The sequence below is a fragment of the Gordonia sp. NPDC003504 genome (genome assembly GCF_053587995.1).
In genome coordinates, this window is sequence record NZ_JBSFPC010000005.1 from 290,251 (window position 1) to 310,628 (window position 20,378).

Annotated in this window: 21 protein-coding genes; 9 read left to right on the forward strand and 12 right to left on the reverse strand. The window is 67.9% G+C overall.

The annotated features are described in order from the left end of the window. Positions 1-21: 21 nt before the first annotated feature. Entirely contained in the window at positions 22-684 is a 663-nt protein-coding gene (locus tag ACWDPV_RS12530; protein WP_449743222.1) for a TetR/AcrR family transcriptional regulator, read from the forward strand. Positions 685-802: 118 nt separating this feature from the next. Here ACWDPV_RS12530 and ACWDPV_RS12535 read toward each other — a convergent pair whose 3' ends face one another. Then, positions 803-1,033, reverse strand: coding sequence for a DUF3107 domain-containing protein (locus ACWDPV_RS12535; RefSeq protein ID WP_348804378.1), 231 nt, complete (start codon positions 1,031-1,033; stop codon positions 803-805). A gap of 172 nt (positions 1,034-1,205) precedes the next feature. Continuing rightward, positions 1,206-1,919: a ferritin-like fold-containing protein gene (locus ACWDPV_RS12540; RefSeq protein WP_449743223.1), complete on the reverse strand. Its 714-nt coding sequence runs from the start codon at positions 1,917-1,919 to the stop codon at positions 1,206-1,208. 280 nt (positions 1,920-2,199) lie between these two features. On the opposite strand from ACWDPV_RS12540, the gene ACWDPV_RS12545 reads away from it, so the two are divergent. Both ACWDPV_RS12545 and ACWDPV_RS12550 read left to right on the forward strand, forming a co-directional pair. Then, the gene (locus tag ACWDPV_RS12545; protein ID WP_348809444.1) at positions 2,200-3,837 is read left to right on the forward strand and encodes a DEAD/DEAH box helicase; all 1,638 of its coding nucleotides are present in this window, start codon (positions 2,200-2,202) and stop codon (positions 3,835-3,837) included. Positions 3,838-3,930: 93 nt separating this feature from the next. Next, positions 3,931-5,190 (forward strand): Rv3212 family protein, encoded by a 1,260-nt coding sequence (locus ACWDPV_RS12550; protein ID WP_449743224.1) that lies wholly within the window; start codon positions 3,931-3,933, stop codon positions 5,188-5,190. A gap of 32 nt (positions 5,191-5,222) precedes the next feature. Here the strand turns inward: ACWDPV_RS12550 and ACWDPV_RS12555 are convergent, their stop codons facing one another. Next, positions 5,223-6,014, reverse strand: coding sequence for a ParA family protein (locus ACWDPV_RS12555; RefSeq protein ID WP_449743225.1), 792 nt, complete (start codon positions 6,012-6,014; stop codon positions 5,223-5,225). 103 nt (positions 6,015-6,117) lie between these two features. After that, entirely contained in the window at positions 6,118-6,624 is a 507-nt protein-coding gene (locus tag ACWDPV_RS12560; RefSeq protein WP_449743226.1) for a hypothetical protein, read from the reverse strand. Between the two features lie 85 nt (positions 6,625-6,709). Between ACWDPV_RS12560 and ACWDPV_RS12565 the strand changes: the two genes are divergently transcribed. Together ACWDPV_RS12565 and ACWDPV_RS12570 are read left to right on the forward strand one after the other, a co-directional pair. Beyond that, the gene (locus ACWDPV_RS12565) at positions 6,710-7,660 is read left to right on the forward strand and encodes a diacylglycerol/lipid kinase family protein (protein ID WP_449743227.1); all 951 of its coding nucleotides are present in this window, start codon (positions 6,710-6,712) and stop codon (positions 7,658-7,660) included. Positions 7,661-8,023: 363 nt separating this feature from the next. Beyond that, the gene (locus ACWDPV_RS12570; protein ID WP_006330074.1) at positions 8,024-8,278 is read left to right on the forward strand and encodes a WhiB family transcriptional regulator; all 255 of its coding nucleotides are present in this window, start codon (positions 8,024-8,026) and stop codon (positions 8,276-8,278) included. A gap of 72 nt (positions 8,279-8,350) precedes the next feature. On the opposite strand, the gene ACWDPV_RS12575 is transcribed toward ACWDPV_RS12570, so the two are convergent. Both ACWDPV_RS12575 and ACWDPV_RS12580 read right to left on the reverse strand, forming a co-directional pair. Beyond that, positions 8,351-9,865, reverse strand: coding sequence for a sensor histidine kinase (locus tag ACWDPV_RS12575; RefSeq protein ID WP_449743228.1), 1,515 nt, complete (start codon positions 9,863-9,865; stop codon positions 8,351-8,353). A 12-nt stretch (positions 9,866-9,877) separates the two neighbouring features. Further along, complete coding sequence (locus ACWDPV_RS12580; RefSeq protein WP_348809447.1) at positions 9,878-10,093, reverse strand: biotin/lipoyl-binding carrier protein; 216 nt, start codon at positions 10,091-10,093, stop codon at positions 9,878-9,880. 112 nt (positions 10,094-10,205) lie between these two features. Between ACWDPV_RS12580 and ACWDPV_RS12585 the strand changes: the two genes are divergently transcribed. Next, positions 10,206-10,280, forward strand: a complete 75-nt coding sequence (locus ACWDPV_RS12585) for a 50S ribosomal protein bL37 (protein ID WP_373279550.1) — start codon at positions 10,206-10,208, stop codon at positions 10,278-10,280. 100 nt (positions 10,281-10,380) lie between these two features. Here ACWDPV_RS12585 and rsrA read toward each other — a convergent pair whose 3' ends face one another. Beyond that, the gene (rsrA, locus tag ACWDPV_RS12590; protein WP_348809448.1) at positions 10,381-10,695 is read right to left on the reverse strand and encodes a mycothiol system anti-sigma-R factor; all 315 of its coding nucleotides are present in this window, start codon (positions 10,693-10,695) and stop codon (positions 10,381-10,383) included. Continuing rightward, positions 10,692-11,513: a sigma-70 family RNA polymerase sigma factor gene (locus ACWDPV_RS12595; protein WP_449743283.1), complete on the reverse strand. Its 822-nt coding sequence runs from the start codon at positions 11,511-11,513 to the stop codon at positions 10,692-10,694. The genes rsrA and ACWDPV_RS12595 overlap by 4 nt, the downstream gene beginning before the upstream one ends. 209 nt (positions 11,514-11,722) lie before the next feature. Between ACWDPV_RS12595 and ybaK the strand changes: the two genes are divergently transcribed. Together ybaK and ACWDPV_RS12605 are read left to right on the forward strand one after the other, a co-directional pair. Next, positions 11,723-12,214 carry a Cys-tRNA(Pro) deacylase gene (ybaK, locus tag ACWDPV_RS12600; RefSeq protein ID WP_348809449.1) on the forward strand — a complete coding sequence of 164 codons (492 nt, stop codon included), beginning with the start codon at positions 11,723-11,725 and terminating at the stop codon, positions 12,212-12,214. Between the two features lie 47 nt (positions 12,215-12,261). Beyond that, entirely contained in the window at positions 12,262-13,029 is a 768-nt protein-coding gene (locus tag ACWDPV_RS12605) for an SOS response-associated peptidase (protein ID WP_348809450.1), read from the forward strand. 27 nt (positions 13,030-13,056) lie between these two features. On the opposite strand, the gene ACWDPV_RS12610 is transcribed toward ACWDPV_RS12605, so the two are convergent. The 3 genes from ACWDPV_RS12610 to ACWDPV_RS12620 form a co-directional block, all read right to left on the reverse strand. Then, the gene (locus ACWDPV_RS12610) at positions 13,057-14,067 is read right to left on the reverse strand and encodes a zinc-binding alcohol dehydrogenase family protein (protein ID WP_348809451.1); all 1,011 of its coding nucleotides are present in this window, start codon (positions 14,065-14,067) and stop codon (positions 13,057-13,059) included. Positions 14,068-14,106: 39 nt separating this feature from the next. Beyond that, positions 14,107-15,588, reverse strand: a complete 1,482-nt coding sequence (locus ACWDPV_RS12615; RefSeq protein ID WP_449743229.1) for a flavin-containing monooxygenase — start codon at positions 15,586-15,588, stop codon at positions 14,107-14,109. 87 nt (positions 15,589-15,675) lie between these two features. Continuing rightward, the gene (locus ACWDPV_RS12620; RefSeq protein ID WP_449743230.1) at positions 15,676-16,860 is read right to left on the reverse strand and encodes an ATP-grasp domain-containing protein; all 1,185 of its coding nucleotides are present in this window, start codon (positions 16,858-16,860) and stop codon (positions 15,676-15,678) included. 98 nt (positions 16,861-16,958) lie between these two features. Between ACWDPV_RS12620 and ACWDPV_RS12625 the strand changes: the two genes are divergently transcribed. After that, positions 16,959-18,161, forward strand: coding sequence for an MFS transporter (locus ACWDPV_RS12625; RefSeq protein ID WP_449743231.1), 1,203 nt, complete (start codon positions 16,959-16,961; stop codon positions 18,159-18,161). Between the two features lie 13 nt (positions 18,162-18,174). Here the strand turns inward: ACWDPV_RS12625 and malQ are convergent, their stop codons facing one another. Next, entirely contained in the window at positions 18,175-20,337 is a 2,163-nt protein-coding gene (gene malQ / locus ACWDPV_RS12630; protein ID WP_449743232.1) for a 4-alpha-glucanotransferase, read from the reverse strand. Positions 20,338-20,378 lie beyond the last annotated feature (41 nt).

A 20,378-nucleotide genomic window follows, 5' to 3' on the forward strand; every position in this document is an offset into this window, starting at 1 on the left:
TCACCCGAGTACCCTCGAACCATGTCTACCGCCGCAAACGTGTCCTCCGGACGCAATGGCGCCCGCCTGCCACGGAGTGCCCGGCGCCTGCAACTTCTCGAGGCCGCGAGCGAAATCTTCGTCGAACGCGGCTATCACTCCGCAGGCATGGATGAGATCGCCATCCACGCCGGCGTCAGCAAGCCGGTCCTGTACCAACACTTCCCGTCCAAGCTCGACCTCTACATCGCCGTCGTCGACTCCCACGCCGAAAAACTGGTCGTCGACGTCAACAACGCGCTGCTCACCACCACCGACAACCGGCAACGTGTCCGAGCCGCCGTCCAGGCCTTCTTCGACTTCATCGACTCCGACAACTCCGGCTATCGCCTGATCTTCGCCTCCGACGTGATGGATCCGGCCGTCATCCGGCGTACCGAAGGTGCCACCGAGGCCTGCGTCGACGCGGTGTACGGGCTGGTCATGCACGATTCCGGACTCGACCCCTACCGGTCCCGGATGCTCGCCGCCGGACTCGTCGGCGCCAGCCAGGTCAACGCGCGCTACTGGCTCGAGGCCAAGCGGCCCATCGACAAGCAGACCGCCGTCGACACCACGGTCGCACTGCTGTGGGGCGGCCTGTCCCACGTACCGCGCAACGACCTCGGTGACCCGGCCGACGACGACTCGTTCGCCGCCGAATAAAACCCGTCGAACGCAATCAGAGGCGCGACGCCTGCCACCCCACACAACGCGCCATCCCAAACGAAAGCGCACCGGGCCCCTTCGGCCGCGGTGCGCTTTTTCGTGGTCTGGACGCGGGTCAGGAACCGAATCCGACCCGGCGATTCTCGGCGGCTCCGACCTCCACATAGGCGATCTTGGTGACCGGCACCAGGTACCGGGCGCCACGGTCGTCGGTCAGGGTCAACAACTGTTCCTTGCCCGTGAGGGCCGCCTCCACCGCCGCAAGGGCCTTGTCACTGTCCAGGGGCGACTGGATCGCCAATTCGCGGGGGCTGTCGGTGATACCGATCTTCACTTCAATGGTCATGGCCAACCCTCTCTACGGCTTTCGTCGACATCACTGCGTGTCGAACACTCGGCTCGACGACGCTCGCGCCACGATCGGGCACGACCACGCCTGCGGCACCAGATTAATCGAGTCGTGCGCACCGGCGGCACCCACTCCGCTCACAGCGAAACGCGCCCGGACCGATCGCAGGTCAGCCCAGATCCATGTCCGACATCCGCTCGGCGTGACGCGCCGTCATCGAATCGAAGAAGTCGGCAACGCCGGACAACGACGACGTCGCGGAGAACAACAGGTCCATCACGCCTTCCTCGGCGGCCAGCACCCACTGCGCATGGGTCACCGCCTCGCCGAGCAACCGTCGTCCCCACAATGTCAGCGGTGACCGCAACGCCGGATCGGCGGCGATCGCCTTGCGGACCTGATCGCGGGCGAACTGCGAATTGCCGGTCTCGGCCATCACTTCGGAGATCACGTCGTGGGCCGCCGGCGGCAGCATCTCGGCGAGCTCGACGTAGAAATCGGCCGCCAGGCCGTCACCCACATACGCCTTGACCAGCACCTCGAGCCAGGTCTGCGGGGTGGTCGCCTCGTGATACTGGTCGAAGACGTTGCGATACCGCACGACCGATTCCGCCGGGTCCAGACCCCGACGGGTCACCTGCTCACTCAGCTTCTCGAAGTGCGCGATTTCCGAGGCCGCCATCCGGGCGATCGCGATGCCGCTGGGCACGTCGGGGGCCATCGCCGACTCCTCGATCAGCCGGTAGAAGGCGGCGTACTCGCCGGCCAGCAGCACGGCGAACAACTTGCCGACGGCAGCGTTCTCCTGCCCGACGGAGTCGGCCGGCAGTTCCGCGGCGGGGTCGGTCGGCACGGGCTCGGAGGAGGCGGAGGGCGACGACATGCCCCGATGGTAACGGGCCACCGGGCCGACCACGTACACTCGTGGTCGGTGTAGTACCGCGGACAACGGCGCTCGGGGGTCAAGGCCACCTGCGCCCGGACCGTCGCCAGGCCGCCGTCCGGCGCCCGACTCGTTCGCGGACCACCAGAAATGTGCGCGCACTTCGAGCCCACTGTCGCCCGCCGCGGCCTTTCCGCCGCGCGGTGACGCCGCGAGACGCCGGTATCCGTGGAACCCTTCGTGCGTGCTCGACGACACATGAAAGGCTCCACAACCCCATATGAGCGACTCCGACGTGCAGACAACCGACACGCAAACAACCGATGCGCAGACCAACGACGTCCAGACGACCATCGTCGACGACGCCCACACCTCGCCCACCTTCGCCGATCTCGGCGTCGACGACCGCATCGTCGACGCCCTCGCCAAGGACGGCAAAACCCACACCTTCGCGATCCAGGAACTGACCCTGCCGCTGGCTCTCGCCGGCGACGACCTGATCGGCCAGGCCCGCACCGGCATGGGCAAGACCTACGGGTTCGGTGTGCCCCTGTTGCACCGACTCGTCCATCCCGAACAGTCCGGTGTGCGACCACTCGACAACACCCCCCGCGCCCTGGTCATCGTGCCGACCCGGGAACTGTGTCTGCAGGTCACCGGTGACCTCGAGGTGGCCGCGAAGACCCTCGACGTGACACTTCCCGACGACACCCAGCGCCCGCTGAAGATCACCGCGATCTACGGCGGACGACCCTATGAATCGCAGATCTCCGAGTTGCGGGCCGGCGTCGACGTCGTCGTCGGCACCCCCGGTCGCCTCCTCGATCTCGCGCAGCAGGGGCACTTGATCCTGGGCAAGGTGGCAGTGCTGGTGCTCGACGAGGCCGACGAGATGCTCGACCTCGGCTTCCTGCCCGACATCGAGCGCATCATGGCGGCACTGCCTGAGAAGAAGCAGACGATGCTGTTCTCGGCGACCATGCCCGGTCCGATCGTCACCCTGGCCCGCACCTTCCTGCATCGGCCCACCCACATCCGCGCCGAACACGCCAACGATTCGGCCGTGCACGAGCGCACCACGCAGTACGTCTTCCGCGCGCACGCCCTCGACAAGGCCGAACTGGTCGCCCGCATCCTGCAGGCCGACGGTCGCGGCGCGACGATGATCTTCACCCGCACCAAGCGGACCGCTCAGAAGGTGGCCGACGACCTCGCCGAACGCGGCTTCTCCGTCGGCGCGGTTCACGGCGACCTGGGCCAGATCGCCCGCGAGAAGGCGCTCAAGAAGTTCCGGACCGGTGAGATCGACGTCCTCGTCGCCACCGACGTCGCGGCCCGCGGCATCGACATCGACGACGTCACCCACGTCATCAACTACCAATGCCCCGAGGACGACAAGACCTACGTGCACCGCATCGGCCGCACCGGTCGCGCCGGCCGTACCGGCACCGCGATCACCCTGGTCGACTGGGATGAGCTGCACCGCTGGGAGCTGATCAACTCAGCCCTGCAACTCGGTGTGCCCGAGCCGGTCGAGACGTATTCGACCTCGGAGCATTTGCGCGAGCAGCTCGGTATCCCCGCCTCGGCCACCGGCCGCGTCGCCAAGCCGAAACGCGAACGCGACTCGGCGGATACCGACGCCGGTGAACGCCGCCCCCGGTCGGAGCGACCGGCCCGCACCCGGACCCGTCGCCGCACCCGCGGGGGTCAGACCGCCGACAGCCACACCGCCGAGGCGGGTACCGCGTCGCCGGCGGCCACCTCGGATGCCACCGCCACCGACGCCGGATCGACGGGGTCGGAATCGGCCGATCCCGCAGCACGCAAGCGTCGACGCCGGCGCGGCGGTTCCCGCCGCCGAAGTGGGGCCGGCGCGAGCGACTCCTCGTCGAGCCCGGTGGCCTCCGCCGAGTAACCCGGCCGATCAACCCCTGACACGACCGACCAACACTGAACAGGCAAGGGACAACAAGCCATCTCGACGCCGACCGAACCCCGGACACCGCCGGTGAAACGGATCCGACCGGAGCGACGTACCCGGCTCGATCTCATCGTGAGCGCCCTGATCGTGGTGGTGCTCATCGTGGGTGCCGTGGTGGTGTGGTCGGTCAGCCCGGCTCGTCACACCACCAGCGAGCAGGCCGACGCCACCCCGTCGGCCGTTGAACCGGCGGCCGCGGTACCGGCCTCCTTTACCCCCCGCTGGCATGCCGCCTCCGGCGCGACGACGGTTCCCGCCGTGGCGGCGTCGACCATCATCACCGCCGACGATGGCACCGTCACCGGACGCGACCCGTCGACGGGCGGGCAACTGTGGACCTACTCCCGCGACGAACCCCTGTGCACCGCCGTCGCCGCCTGGCCGGACAGCCTCAACGAGGCCATCGCGGTCTACCGTAATTCGCGGGGATGCTCGGAGGTCACCGCACTCGACGCGGCGACCGGCGGGCGCAAGGGTGCCCGGACCAGTGACGCCGACGACGAGGTGACCGTGACCGCGGGATCGGGATACGTCCTGGCGCAGGGTTCGGGCCGGTTGGAGACCTGGGGATCGAACCTGGTCCGCGGAATCGAATACGGCCGGGTCACCGCACCGGTCAAGCCCGGCGTGCAGCCCGGACGCAGCGACTGCCACCTGTACTCCGCCGCGATCGCCGGTGATCGGATCGCGGTCATCGAGCGGTGCGCCGGCGACATCGGCTATCGACTGACGGTGCTCGGTGCGATCCTCGACAGCGACGAGCGGGTCAGCCAGTACGGATCCTCACTGATCACCGACCGCGCCACCGGCGCACCGCCGGTGGTCATCGGGATGAGCACCTCGGCCATCGCGGTCTACGACGGCGGCGCCAACGCCGCCGCACCCACCCAGCCGAGCGTGCGCCAGTTCGGTTCCGACGGCGCGCAGACGGGCTCCAACACCGTCAACGGGCTCGCCAGCCCGCCCGCCGACAGCGTCGCACTCACCTCAGGTGGGCTGGTCACCTATTTCACCGGCACCGACACCCTGGTCCTCGACGCCGGCACGATGCGCCCGAAGTATCAGGTCCCGGCGGCGCTCGGCCCCGGCGAGATGATGGGCGACGAACTCCTGCTTCCCGGGCCGTCGGGGATCAGCGTGCGCAACCCGGCGACCGGCGAACCGGTACGCACCATCCCGCTGACCCGCCACGACTACCAGCGTGGCGTGATCAGCCTGCGGGTGCTCGGCGACAACGTGATCGAACAGCGCGGCGGCATCGTCGAGGCGTTCGCACCGCAGAGCTGATCGACCGCAGGGCTTGCCGACCCGGGGGCGCGTCAGCTCAGATCCGAGTTGACCACGTCCGCGCCGCCATCCCAGTGCTTCCACAGATTCTCGGCCAGCTGACGATATGCGGTGGCGCCCTTGTTTTTTCGTCCCCGCATCACCGACGCACCGGATGCCGACGCCTCGGCAAAGCGTACGGTACGCGGAATCGGCGGATCGAGCACCGGCAGGTCGTAGCGATCGGCGACATCGGAGAGCACGTCACGGCTGTGGGTGGTGCGGGCGTCGTACAACGTGGCGACCGCACCGAGCATCGTCAGGTTCGGATTCGTGATCTGCTGCACCTCGGTGACCGTGCGCAGGAGCTGACCCACCCCGCGGTGGGCGAGTGTCTCGCACTGCAACGGCACCATGACCTCGTCGGCCGCGGTCAATCCGTTGAGCGTCAACACCCCCAACGACGGCGGGCAATCGATGAGGATCACGTCGAAATCCTCGGCCACCTCCGCCAGCGCGCGCTTGAGCGCGTATTCGCGCCCGGGTCGCATCAGCAATAGCGCCTCGGCGCCGGCCAGATCGATGGTCGCCGGCAGCAGGGTCACCCTGTCCTCGGTGTCGAGGAGGACATCGGCGATCTCCTCGTCCCCCAGCAGAACGTCATGTACCGATGCCTGGATCTGATCGGGATCGTGTCCCAACGAAAACGTCAGGCACCCTTGGGGATCCAGATCCACCACCAGAACCGACACATCCAAGTCGGCCAACGCCGCCCCCACGGATGCGACGGTCGTGGTCTTGGCCACGCCGCCCTTTTGGTTGGCAATCGCGAGAATGCGCGTCATGGCGTCCACCATACGGCCACCGGTGTGCTTATTCTGTGCGGCCGACCACATCGACGACGCGGATCCGATCGCACCACGCCGCGCACCGCCACACCCGCTCGGATCAGCGCGTTCCCCGCCGCTTCGACCCGGGCGGCGAACCCTTCGGGCGGCCCGATCGGGTGGGCGGCTCGGGTTCGGAGATCTCCAGATCGCCTGCGATCCAGCGCAGCGACGCCGGGGCGAACAGAAAGCCGAGTGTGATCAGCGCCAGCAGACCCAACGGCACCGCCCACAGCGGCTGATGGCTGGTGAACAGGTAGTAGGACACCGGTAGCAGCAGGATCTGGGCGACCACTGAGATCGCCCGACCCCACCGCCGTCCCGTCACCAGAGCCACACCGCCGGCCAGCACCCCACCGAAGATGATGGCCAGCCACAACGCCGTTCCGATGCCGTTGAACGCATCGTGCCGATCCTCGGTCAGTCCTCGGATCACCAGGACCGCCGCCACGATCAGTGCGAGCACTCCCTCGAGGGTCGTCAGGGCGCCGGCGACCCGGATCGGGGTCGGTGGCCGATCGGTGTCGGCCGCGTCCGTACCGGTGGCGGGATCACTGCGCTTGCTCACCCGTCCAGGGTAAAGGGGAAGGTGTGGCACGCCCTCGCCACCCGAACCTGCGCCGGTCGGGGTCGACCCCATATCCTCGGATGTCGTGCGCGTCATGCTCATCGTCAATCCATTCGCCACCGCGACCAGTCCGGCCGGCCGTGATGCGCTCGTGCACACCCTGGGCGCGCACTTCCCCGTCGACGTCGAACACACCACGCATCGGGGACATGCCGGCGAGCTCGGTGCCCGGGCGGTCGCGGAGAACTACGACGCGGTCATCGTCCACGGGGGCGACGGTTCGGTCAACGAGACGGTCAACGGCCTGCTCGGACCGCCGACACGCACGCCGCCCGCCCGACTTCCCGCGCTGGCGGTGATCCCCGGGGGCAGCGCCAATGTGTTCTCCCGCACCCTGGGCATCGACGCCGATCCCCTGCAGGCCACCCGGCAGGTGATCGATCTACTCGACCGCGGCAGCCACCGGCGCATCGGATTGGGACATTCCGCCGACCGCTGGTTCCTGTTCAACGCCGGTATGGGCATGGACGCGATCATCGTCCACGCGATGGAGGACAAACGCCACGCGGGCAAGCCGGCCACCCCGGTCCGCTACCTCGCGACGACCGTCACCAGTTTCTTCACCAATGCCGGGGGCACAAGCACTTTCACCGTCACCGCCGACGGCCACGAGCCGGTCGACGGGGTGCGTTTCGCATTCGTCAGCAACACCAGTCCGTGGACCTACCTCGGGCGCCGCGAGATCCGCACCAATCCGACGACCGGTTTCGGCACCCGCCTCGGCGTCTTCGCGGCCACCTCCACCGGAGTGCTGCGCAATCTCCCGTTGGCCCTACGACTTCTCGGCGGCGCCGACCCGAAGGCCCGTCACCTGTTCCGCGACGACGACGTGACGTGGGTGGCCTTTGCCGCCGCAGAACCGATCGACGTGCAGATGGACGGCGACTACATCGGCGCATTCACCGACATCCGATTCGACTTCCTGCCCGACGCCCTCGACGTCGTCGCACCCGAGCTCGATACACCCCAAGGGTGACCGACGCCACTGCACGTAACACCCGCGCCGCTTCGGTTGTGTCGCGAATCACTGCCCCTTGCGCGGGCGACGTGGCACCCATCGGTGACGACCTGCGAAAACACCTGACGAAAACGCCGAAGCCAGCGTAGAATAGATCATCGGAGTTCGAGGTGACACACTGCCCCCTGCAATTCGGGCGGCACCGACAGTGATATTGCACACGTGTTAACGGAACACCATTGACTTCGGCTGGATTCGTGAAAGTATTCACAAGCAACAGCGCGGAAACATTTGGTGCCTCCGCGTGAACTATCGGTTACAGCCAACACGAACCAACCAACGGTTATCGAGTGGTGCGCACGCGCACGTGAAGGAGAAGGAATGGACTGGCGTCACAAGGCCATTTGTCGCGACGAAGATCCGGAACTGTTCTTCCCGGTGGGAACCAGTGGTCCGGCCATCGCACAGGTCGCCGATGCGAAGCTCGTCTGCGCGCGGTGCCCGGTCACCGCAGAGTGCCTGTCGTGGGCACTGGAATCGGGCCAGGACGCAGGAGTCTGGGGCGGGATGAGCGAGGATGAACGACGCGCACTGAAGCGTCGCACCGCACGCACCCGCACACGCAGCAGCGTCTGAGCGATCAGATCAACACGCCGCCACTGTCCGGCGGCACCTAGAAGACCCGGCCACGGCAGGGTTTTTTGGTGTTCAGCGCATTGTCTCGCGTCGCAGCGGCACGGTGATCTCCACCTGTGCTCCCGCCCCGACCGGGTTGGGTCCCGCCGACACCTCGCCGCCGAGCTCGATCGACACGAGCGTCTGCACGATCCGCAACCCCAGCCGGTCCGACGACGCCAAGTCGAATCCTTCGGGAAGTCCCGAACCGTTGTCACGCACCAGGATTCGGAGTCGCCGCACATCACGATCGGCTCGGATCTCGATCAGCGCGTCGGGCCGTTCGGCCGCAAAACCGTGCTCGATCGCATTCTGGATCAGTTCGGTGAGGACCATCACCAGCGGCATCGCGAGATCCGAGGCCAGCACACCCAACCGATCTACCCGTCGCACCATCACCGGGCGTTCCCCGGAGGCCACGTCGACCAGCGTGGGGACCAGACGATCGACCGCTTCGTCGAGATCGACCTCCTCGTCGACACTGCCGGAGAGCAACTCGTGCACCAGGGCGATGGAACCGACGCGACGCACCGCCTCGGTGAGGGCCGCACGGGCCTCGGCGTTACTGGTCCGCCGGGCCTGCAGACGCAGGAGCGCCGACACCGACTGCAGGTTGTTCTTGACCCGGTGATGGATCTCGCGGATCGTGGCGTCCTTGCTGATCAGGGCCAGATCGCGACGTTTGACTTCGGTGACGTCGCGGATCAGGACAATCGCGCCGGTGCTCTCTCCACGGGGACGCAGCGGCACCGCACGCAGCAACACCGAGGCACGGCGGGCGTCGGCCTCCATCCGCATCCCGACGTCGCGGTACGGGCCGGCCGGCGGTGCGCTGACACCCGCCGCGGCGTCGATCATGAGGGCGGCGTCCTCGGAATCGAAGGGATCGGTGAGCAGCGAGGCGGTCACCGCCGACAGGCGCGCGCCGGTGAGTTCGGCGGTCCAGCCCATCCGGTGGAATGCCGAGAGTGCGTTCGGACTCGAATACACCACCATGCCGCGGGCGTCGACGCGCACGAATCCGTCTCCGGCGCGCGGCGTCGACAATCCACGCGGATTTCCCTCCAGTTGGGGGAACGTCCCGTCGGAGACCATCTGGCAGAGGTCGTTGGCGCAGTCCTGATAGGCCAGTTCCAGCGGCGACGGCAACCGCGGATGCGTGAGGTCCACCGCACGGGTGAGCACCCCGATCACCGCGCCGTCGTACCCCACCGGCACGGCCTCGCGCCGGATCGCCATCGCACCGAACCACGTCGGGTCCTCGTCACGCAGAATCCGCCGTTCCTCGAATGCACGGGGCACCTGCGGATTCTTGGCCGGGTCGACGACGGTACCCACCTCGTCGGCGGGGAAGACAGTGGAGGCGGTGTTGGGTCGGCATTGCGCCACGCTGACGATGTCGGAGGATTCGGTGCGCACCGACAACACGAAGTCCGCGAACGACAGGTCGGCGACCAGTTGCCACTCGGCGACCAGCCGCTGCAGATGGGCGGCGGCGTGATCGGAGAGTGTGGTGTGTTCGGCCAGCAGATCGGCCAGGGTCGACATGGGCGCCCGCGGTCACCGGTAGACGGCGATGACGTCGCCGGCTTGGACGACGTCGCCGACGGCGACCTTGACCTCGGCGATCACACCGGGTTCCTCCGCGAGAACCGGGATCTCCATCTTCATCGACTCCACGAGCACGATCGTGTCACCGACGTCGACTGATTGTCCCGCGGTGACCAGCACCTCCATCACGCTCGCGACGATCTCGGCCACGACGTCTTCTGCCATAGGGACAACCTAGCCGGGATGCGCGGGCGAGCCCCGACCACCGGCCGATTCTCGGATGCGGGCGACCTCATGGGACACTGGTGGGTACACATTTCGACGAAGGAGGCCCGCCATGGGTAAGCGCGGACGCAAAAAGCGCGCACGTAAGAAGAACGCAGCCAATCACGGCAGGCGCCCCAACTCCTGAGCATCTTGCGCAGCGACACGGGAAAACGCCCGGAACGGTGACGCCGGTCTGATCGACCGACTCCCGACCGGGCGTTTTTTGTGCCGTCACTCCCCGGTGGTCACTCCCCGGTGGAGTACCGCGTCTCGGTGACGACGACGGTCCGGCGGATCTCGACGCGCAGCCGGTCACGCAGGCCCTTCGGCGCCTGATCCCCTCCGCACTTTCGGTTGATCAGGGCCTTCAAGTCGCTCTCGATGCCGTAGTGGGCCAGGCACGACGGGCAGTTGTCCAGATGCGACTTGAGCCGCTCCCGCGCGTCGGGGTCGCATTCGTTGTCCAGCAGCAACCAGACGTCGGCGATGACCGCCGAGCAATCCAGCGAGGTGAACTCCGGGTCGTCGTCGGGTACCGGTGTAGTGGTGTTCTCGCTCACTGGGTCACCTCGCTCTTCGCCGTGGCCGACCGGTTGAAGCCGCGTTCACGTGCGACGTCGGCCAGCAGTTCCCGAAGCTGACGGCGTCCCCGGTGCAGCCGCGACATGACGGTCCCGATCGGTGTGTCCATGATCTCGGCGATCTCCTTGTACGGAAGACCTTCGACGTCGGCGTAGTAGACGGCCATCCGGAAATCCTCCGGCAACGCCTGCAGGGCTGCCTTGATCTCGTCGTCGGGGAGCGCGTCGAGGGCCTCGATCTCCGCCGATCGCAGCCCCGTCGAGGTGTGCTCGGCGGTGGCGGCGAGTTGCCAGTCGGTGATCTCGTCGGTCGGGTACTGCGCCGGTTGCCGCTGCTTCTTGCGGTAGCCGTTGATGTAGGTGTTGGTCAGGATGCGATAGAGCCACGCCTTGAGGTTGGTGCCCTCGCGGAACGATGCGAATGCCGAGAAGGCCTTGACGTAGGTCTCCTGCACCAGGTCTTCGGCGTCAGCCGGATTCCGAGTCATCCGCAGTGCTGCGCCGTACATCTGGTCGAGCAGCGGAAGCGCGTCGCGTTCGAACCGCTCGGTCAGGTCCTGGGACGATTCATTCGGATCGGCGCGGCGCGGCGCGGCGGATCCGGGTCCTTCGGCCGGCGCACCGGCAGCAGGAGCCGCGGCCTGGTCGGTCTGCTCCTGCTCGGTTGGGTCGGCTTCGGTCACTGCGATCCCTTCGACGCTGACGCTCGCGGGCACCGCCTCCGGCTGCCCGATGATGTCGATCAAGTCTAGCGAGCGCAGCCCGTCCAACGGCTCGCGACGGGGATCGAGGAGCATGTCCGCGGTCACCGGCCACCTGCCTTCCTCTGCATCGAGTGTGTTGCCGGACGCCGTGTCCGGTCAGTGTGGTGGGCGCCGCCGACGTCGTCACCGACGAATCGAGGTGCCCCGACATGTGGTCACAACAGGCTCGACGCGACAATTGTTCCGGTCTGTGCCAGACATGTTCGGTCCGCGCCGGACATCCGAACCCAGGAGGTAACCCGGTGGCCGCCACCCCCGCCATCGCCGCGCTCGTCGCGGCGGGCATCGCACACGAGGTGCACCGCTACGCCCACGACCCGCGCAACGACAACTACGGATCCGAGGCCGTCGAGGCGCTGGGGCAGGCGCTCGGCGTCACCGCCGAGCAGGTGTTCAAGACCCTGGTCATCGAACTGTCGGGATCCCGGTCGGGCCTGGCGGTCGCGGTGATCCCGGTGCCGCGGAAACTGTCGTTGAAGGCGGCCGCGGCGGCGTTGGGGGCGAGTAAGGCGGTGATGGGTGAGGCCAAGGCGGTGACCCGTTCCACGGGGTACGTCCTGGGCGGGGTCTCCCCGATCGGTCAGCGCACGGCACTGCCCACCGTCGTCGACGTCTCGGCGCTGTCCTGGCCGAAGGTCCTGTGCAGCGCCGGACGACGCGGCCTCGAGGTGGCCCTGGCACCGGCCGACCTGGTGTCGGTGACCGCCGCGGTGACCGCCGACATCTGCGCCTGACCAGCGACGACACCGCGGGTGTCGGGACCCCGTGCCACGATGGACCCATGTGTGGACGATATGCGGTGACCACCGACCCGGCCAAGCTCGCCGCCGAGATCGATGCCGTCAACGAGGTGCCGGCGGCGCCGGACGCCGCGACGGGCGACTCCGATGGCGGTGCGGCACCGCGGGCCCTGGGACCCAACTACAACGTCGCCCCCACCACGACGGTGATGTCGGTGGTCAAGCGGCACGACCATGACCATCCCGATGACGACCCCACGCTGCGCATCCGCGCGATGCGCTGGGGTCTGGTGCCGCCGTGGGCAAAAGAGGTCGGCAAGGGCCCGTTGCTGTTCAACGCGCGCGCCGAGAGCGCGGGTGAGAAGAGTTCGTTCCGGTCGTCGGTGAAGTCGCGTCGCTGCCTGATCCCGATGGACGGGTGGTACGAGTGGAAGAAGGGCCCGCCGGATACGAAGGGCAAGCCCACCAAGGTGCCGTTCTTCATGTCGCCGGCCGACGGTACCCGGCTGTTCATGGCCGGCCTGTGGTCGGTGTGGCACGACCGTACCGACGAGGCGGCCGCTCCCCTGCTGAGTTGCTCGATCCTGACCACCGACGCAGTCGGCGATCTGGTCCAGGTGCATGACCGGATGCCGCTGATCATGCCGTATGCGCATTGGGACGCCTGGCTCGATCCCGATCACCGGGCCCCCGACGAGCTGTTCGCACCGCCGAGCGCCGAGGTGGCCGCCGCGATCACGATCCGCGAGGTGTCACCGTTGGTCAATCGGGTCGCCAACAATTCCCCGGAGTTGCTCGAACCGGTGTAGCGCACACCGCCATCCGTCGTCCCGGCCTCACTCGTCGGCGACGAGCACCGCGGCGCCGTCGAAGCGCCCGGCCTTGAGGTCGGCGAGGGCCTCGTCGGCGCGGGTCAGTGGGTAGGGATGGGTGGTCGCAGTGATGCCGTATTCGGTGACCAGGCGCAGGAATTCGTGGCCGTCGGCCCGGGTATTCGCGGTGACCGAGCGGATCTCCTTCTCGTAGAACAACTCCCGCTCATAGTTGAGCTTCGGGATGTCGGTGAGGTGGATTCCGGCGATCGACAGCACTCCACCCCGGTCGAGGGCGGCCATCGCGACCGGCACCAACTCGCCGACCGGGGCGAAGGTGATCGCGGCGTCGAGCGGTTCTGGCGGTGCGTCGTAGGCACCGCTGACCGAGGCGACCCCCAGCGACCGCGCGAGTTCGGCGGCCTGCTCGCCGCGGGTCATCACGTGCACCCGGGCGCCCTGGGCTATCGCGATCTGCGTGGCCAGGTGCGCGCTGCCACCGAAGCCGTAGATGCCCAGCCGCCCACCCTCCGGCAGTGAGGCGCGCTTGAGTGCGCGATAGCCGATGATCCCCGCGCACAGCAACGGTGCGAGTGTCACGTCGTCGACGTCGTCGGGCAGGCGGTAGGCGAAGTCGGTGGGAACCGTAGTGAACTCGGCGTATCCACCGTCGACGTCCCATCCGGTGTATGTGGATGCCGGACAGAGGTTTTCCGCGCCGCGGCGACAGTAGGCGCAGGTGCCGTCGGTGTGGTGCAGCCAGGCCACCCCGACCCGATCACCGAGCGTGAACTCACCGGTGTCGGCGCCGGGGCCGAATCCGGCGACCTCGCCGACCACCTCGTGGCCCGGTGTCACCCCGGCGCGATGGACCGGCAGGTCGCCCTCGCTGACGTGCAGGTCGGTGCGACACACCCCGCACACACGTACCCGGACCAACAGTTCGCCGGTACCCGGTTCGGGTACCGGCCGCTCGATCAGGTCCAGCGGTCCGCTCTCGATCGGCCCCGGACGGTTGACTGCCCATGCGCGCATGACGCCACGGTAGTCCCGTGCATCGTCGAGCACGAGCCGTCAGCGAAAGCTGTAGTCCTCGAGCGGGAATCGTTCCATCTGACGCAGAGTGGTGAGGGTGGAGTTTGGCCGGAGCAGGGCGGCCTCCCCCTGGTGATTGAAGTAGTAACTGCGCGCCGACGCGCAGTCGCCCCGGTAGAAGACCGAGGACTGCAGGTGGTCGGTGACCTCGTCGAGGAACTCGGCGTTGGCCGCTTCGGTGACCTCGAACGTCTGCGCACCCCGGCGTCGCAACTCACCGAAGAGGCGCGCCATGTGGCGCATCTGTCCCTCGATGGTGGTGAAGTAGGACAGTCCGCTGTAGGAGTAGGGACTGTTGAGCGACAACAGATTCGGGAACCTCGGCATGGTGATGCCCTGATACGCCTGGAATCGGGTGTCGCGCCACCACCGGCCCAGATCGACGCCGTCGCGGCCGATGATCTCGAAGGCCGGGAAGTTGGTGTCCCACAGGTCGAATCCGGTGGCGAGCACCAGGGTGTCGATCTCGATCCGCCGGCCGTCGCCGGTGATGATCGCGTCCGGTTCGAGGTGTCCGATGCCGCCGGTCTCCAGGGTCACGTTCGGGCGGGTGAAGGACCGAAAGTAGGTGTTGGAGAAGGTCGGTCGTTTGCAGCCGAAGTCGTAGTCCGGCGTCAGCGCCCGGCGAAGGCCGGCGTCGGGCACCTGCGCCCGCAGATGCGCCTTGGCCAACAGGGCCGCGACACGGTTGCCGAGGCGGGCCTGCCGGAAGTGCAGCACACCGACCACCATCAGCAGTTCCAGCATCGAGGTGTTCACCAGGCGCACGGCCCGCTGCGTCAGCGGGAAACGGGCGAAGAGGCTCTGCACCCCACGTGGGATGGGAAAGTCGACCTTGGGCACCACCCAGATCGGCGTGCGCTGGAACACGGTGAGGTGGACCGCTTTTCGGGCCGCCTCCGGGATCAGCTGGACCGCGGTGGCGCCGGTGCCGATGATCGCGACGCGCCGGCCGGACAGATCCAGGTCGTCATCCCAGTCGGCGGTGTGGGCGATGGTGCCGGCGAAGGTGTCGAGGCCGTCGAAGTCGGGGGTGTGGGGTTGGGAGAGGAAGCCGGTGGCGGTGACCAGGTATCGGCAGGTGCGCTGCGCGCCGTCGGCGGTCGACACCATCCACGCCGCGGCCTCGTCGTCCCAGACGGCCCGTTCCACGACGGTCCCGAATTCCATCCGCCGCTTGAGGTCGTACTTCTCGGCGACGTCGGCCGCGTAGCGCTTGAGTTCGGGCCCGGGCGCGAACAGCCGCGACCACCGTGGATTGGGTTCGAAGGAGTAGGAGTACGTCGCCGAGGCGATGTCGACGGCTAGACCCGGGTAGTGGTTGACATGCCACGTGCCGCCGAGATCGTCCTCCCGTTCGAGGATCACGAAATCCTCGATGCCGAGCCGGCGGAACTCGATCGCGGCGCCGATCCCGCCGAATCCGGCGCCGACGATCACCGCCTCGTGGTCAACGCCCATGCCATCACCTCATGATTGTGTGTTACCCACGACAACACTAACGTGATGCGGTCGTCGACCGGAACCCCCGGCTCCCGGCGATCGGCGTCAGGCGATCGGCGAACCGTCGTAGAGCACGTCGAAGAACTGGGTCGCGACGAGCGTCTCACCCTTCTGACGGTTGATACCCAGCTGTTTGCGGTAGGCCAGGATGTGCTGCAGCGACAACGCCGAATACAGCAGCGGCATATGGTCCTTGCGCTGGTCGTAGACGCCCTTGGCGCCCTTGGCCGCGGCGACGTTGCCGCGGGCGTGCGACGGATGCATCAGTGCGTCGCGGATGACGGCGGCCTTGATCATCTTCTTACGGCCCGGCGGTACGACGACGAGCCCGCCGGGGTTGAACAGCGCGGTGTCGAACTCCTCGGCGGTGGCGACGGTGCAGCCGGCCGTCGGACGCGGGTTGCACTCCACCATGTGATGCACACCGTCGTCGGTCATCAGGTAGTCGAAGGAGAGTTGACCGTGCCAGTTGAGTTCCCGGGCGATGCGCTGTGCGGTCTCCAGCGACTCCGGCGAATCGACGGACTGGAAGATCACGCCGCCGCGGTTGTCGATCGCGAGGGGATGCTCGTAGCACGAGTGCAGCACCACCTCACCGTGGTGGACGACGCTCCAGCTGCAGCGGTCGACGCCGGAGAGGAACTCCTGCACGAGCCACGGGTCGTCGGCGCTGGGGTGAATGTCGTCGAGGTCGGTCTCGCCGGCCAGCGGGCCGGTGTTGGTCGCGATGTCCAGGCCGCCACGGCCGAAGGCGGCGCGGGCGAACCAGTGATCCCAGTGCCCGGCGGCCGCCCGCAGTTCGTCCTGGCTGGTCGCGGTGATCGTCTCGGCGACGGGCAGGCCGAGGGTGCGGCACAGGTCGGTGAAGCTGACCTTGTCGTGCACCCGGCGCAACGTCTCCAGGTCGGGGAAGAAGAGTTCGATGTCGCGCCCCTGGGCGAGCCGATCTCGGTGTGCGGCGAGGTAGAAGACGTCCTCGAACATCGGCAGCAGCCAGTTGATCTGGTACTCATCGAGGATCTCGACCACGGCGTCGACGAAGGCCAGGGTCTCCTGCGTGGGTGCGGGTACCGTCACATGCTTGCTCGCGCCCCGCGAGTGACTGCCGGGGGCAGCGCGGAAGGTGTCGGAGGCGACGACGAAGCGCCCGGTCTCGCCGAGTTTGTGGATCTCGTCGACGGCAAAGGGCATTCGGGAGGTGGTGGCGAGAATCAGCGGATCTGTCGACATGTTTGTGAAGGCTAGCGCACCCGGTGGCCTTGTCCGCGCCGCGTCGTGTCTGATTCTGTGCCGGAATAGATCGACGAGACCTCGTGCTTGGATGAGGCATGTCCGCTCACCGCACGATCGGCCCCTCGGCCGCATTCACCGCCGCGGTCGCCGCCTTCGCGGTGGTGATGCTGGGAACCACTCTCCCCACCCCGCTGTACGCGATCTACGGCGCCGAACTGGACTTCGGGGTCGCCACGACGACCATCATCTTCGCGGTGTACGCCGCCGGCGTCATCACGGCGCTGATCGTGTTCGGCAGGTGGTCCGACGTCGTCGGGCGCCGGCCACTGCTGATCACCGGTGTGGCACTCTCGGCGATCAGCGCGATCATCTTTCTCGCCGCGGGCGGACTGAGTCAACTCCTGGTCGGCCGCATCGTGTCGGGGTTGTCGGCCGGGATCTACACCGGCACCGCCACCGCGGCGGTGATCGAACTCGCGCCGCCGAATTGGCGATTCCGGGCACCGGCGATCGCCACGGCCGCCAACATCGGCGGGCTCGGCCTGGGACCGCTGCTCGCCGGCGTGCTCGCGCAGTACGCGCCGTCACCGTTGCACACCGTCTTCGTCGTCGACCTCGCGTTGCTGCTGGTGGTCGGGGTCGCGATCTGGTTCATCCCGGAACCGGCCCGGCCGACACCCGGCGCGCGCGTGGGAGTGCAGCGGCTGTCGGTGCCACCGCAGGTGCGTGCGGTGTTCACCGGGCCGGCCATCGCGGCTTTCGCCGGTTTCGCGGTGTTGGGGACGTTCACCGCGGTCGCACCGTCGTTCCTCGCCCACGTCATCGGGATCGACAATCACTTCATGGCGGGCGCCCTCGTCGCCATCCTGCTCGGCACGTCGGCTGTCACCCAGATCGTGGGGCGGCGCGCCCCCACCGGGACCGCCCTGATCGCCGGTTGCGCGGCGCTGACCGTCGGGGTGGGGGTGATCGCCTGGGCGCTGGCCGCCGAGTCCCTGCCGCTGCTCATCATCGGGGCCGTCATCTCCGGTGCCGGGCAGGGCATCTCGTTCAGCAAGGGCCTGGCCGCGGTGGTCGCGGCCAGTCCGGCCGATCGTCGGGCCGAGGTCACCTCCACCTACTTCGTGGTCGCCTACGTCGCCTTGTCGATCCCGATCGTCGCCCAGGGACTCGCCGCCGCCCGGTGGGGGCTGGTCCCGACGGGCATCGCCTTCAACATCGGAGTGGCGGTGCTGTGCGCCGTCGCCGCCGCACTGGTTGCCATCGCCATCCGGCGCGGGGCCACGGACGTCGACTGAGCGGCGGGGCGGGTCAGGCCCCGGCCGACTCCCCGCCCACCCCGACCGCCTCGAGCGCGGCCACCAGTGACGCGAACCGCGCGTTGGCGGGCAGGTCTTCGACGAGCACCGGACGCCGTTCGTCGTCGGCCAGCGGGATGCACCAGTTCGGGTACTGATCGGCGTCGGTGCCGGGCTGATTCTGGATGCGCCGCTCGCCCACCGCATCCACCAGTGCGACGCTGAGCAGCACCGACGGGCTCGCCGCGATCAGCTGATAGAGAGCGTTGATCGTGTGTTTGTCGGTCAGCGGGGTGTCGGGTGCAAGCAGACCACGTTCGATCGCCATCGCCAGGACCGCGTCGCGGTCGCGTTCCTCGCGGGCCCGGTCGTCGTCCTCGCTCTCGGTGAGTAGGCCTAGTTCGGAGCGCAGCGTGATGTGGTCGCCGGCCAGGTATCCGACCGTCGGCGGGAGGTCGTGGGTGGTGACCGCGGTCAGGCACAACTCGCGGTAGCGTTCCGGCGGGATCGGCGCGTACGGGCCGTGCTCGAACCACAGGATCGAGCAGCCGAGGATCCCGCGGTCACGCAGTGTGTCCTGCACCGAGGGTTCGAACACCCCGAGATCCTCGCCGATGACGACGGCACCCGCGCGTTGCGCCTCGAGCGCGAGGATCCCGATCAACGCGTCGTGGTCATAGCGGACGTAAGTGCCGTCGGCGGCCGAACCGCCGTCGGGGATCCACCACAGCCGGAACAGTCCGAGGATGTGGTCGACGCGTAGTCCGCCCGCGTGCCGCAGGACTGTGCGCAGCATGTCGCGGTACGGCGCGTACCCGGCCGACGCAAGCTTCTTCGGATGCCACGGTGGCTGATTCCAGTTCTGTCCCTGCTGATTGAATCCGTCCGGGGGCGCTCCGACCGTCGCCCCGGCCGCCAGGACATCGCCGAGCATCCACACGTCGGCGCTGTCGCGTCCGACGCCGACCGCGAGGTCGGCGATGATCCCGATGGACATGCCCGCCAACCGGGCCGCGCTCTGCGCGGCGGCGAGTTGTTCGTCGCAGATCCACTGGAGCCAGGTGTAGAACTCGATGCGGGTGGCCAGTCGCCGACGCTGGCGCGCCACATAAGCGGGATCCCGTAGCTTCCCCTGCCATTTGGGACTGTCCGAACCGAACTCCTCGACCAGCGCACACCAGGTGGCGAAGTCGGCGAGGCCGTCACCCTCGCGGCGCCGGAACGCCCGGTACGACGCCTCCCGGGCGGCACGTCGAGGCACCTCGTGGATCAACTCGAGCGCCGTCAGTTTGGCCCGAAATGCCTTGTTGCGCTTGATCTTCTTGGTCGACACATTGTCGCTCACAAAGCCTTTGGCCAGCCGGTCGATCAGTTTGCGGTGCCGCTTGGGCAGATCGGCCACCTCCGGGATGTCGACGACGGCGATGCAGAGCGGATTGACGAACCGCCGCGTCGTCGGCAGGTATGGGGAGTTCTCCACCGGGGGCACCGGCTCGGCGGCGTGCAGCGGATTGACCTGGATGAAGTCGGCGCCGTAGGTGCTGGCCGTGGACGCGGCGAGTTCGGCGAGGTCGGCGAAGTCTCCGACGCCCCACGACCGCGCCGACCGCACCGAGTACAGCTGCAGTGCCAGGCCCCACCGCTGGTCTCCGATCAGGTCATCGGCGGTGGTGAGGTGACGCGGGGTGACGATGAGTGGGGTGGTCTCGGTGCGCCCGGCCGCCGGATCGGTGGCGGTGATCTCGTGATAGCCCGCTTCGAGGTCGGTGGGCACGGCGAAGCTGGCACGTCCGGTGAGGACACCGTCGACCTCGACCGGTTCCCACCAGTGATCGACCTGATGCGGGCGACGCTGCACCCCGGATTCGGTGGTGATGTGCACATCGAGCGGATTGCCATGTGGCACATGGACCCAGAAGACGGCGCCGGCACCCTCGGTGACCACGGTGACCGGCGGGAGGAAATCCCGCCAGGGCGCCACCTCCGACTCGGCGATCGACCGCTCGATCTCCTCGTCGGAGCCGACGGCCACGCCCAGGGCGGTCAGCACCGACCTCAGAGTCTGATCGCTCACCGTGTGTTCGAGGGAATCCCATCCCACGTAGCTGGTGGCCACTCCGCTGCGGCGCGCCAACTCTGCCAACCGTGCATCCACGTGATCGGTCACGACTTGCATCGTCTCACCGACGACGGGTCCGCGCGCGGCTTGCCGCCAAA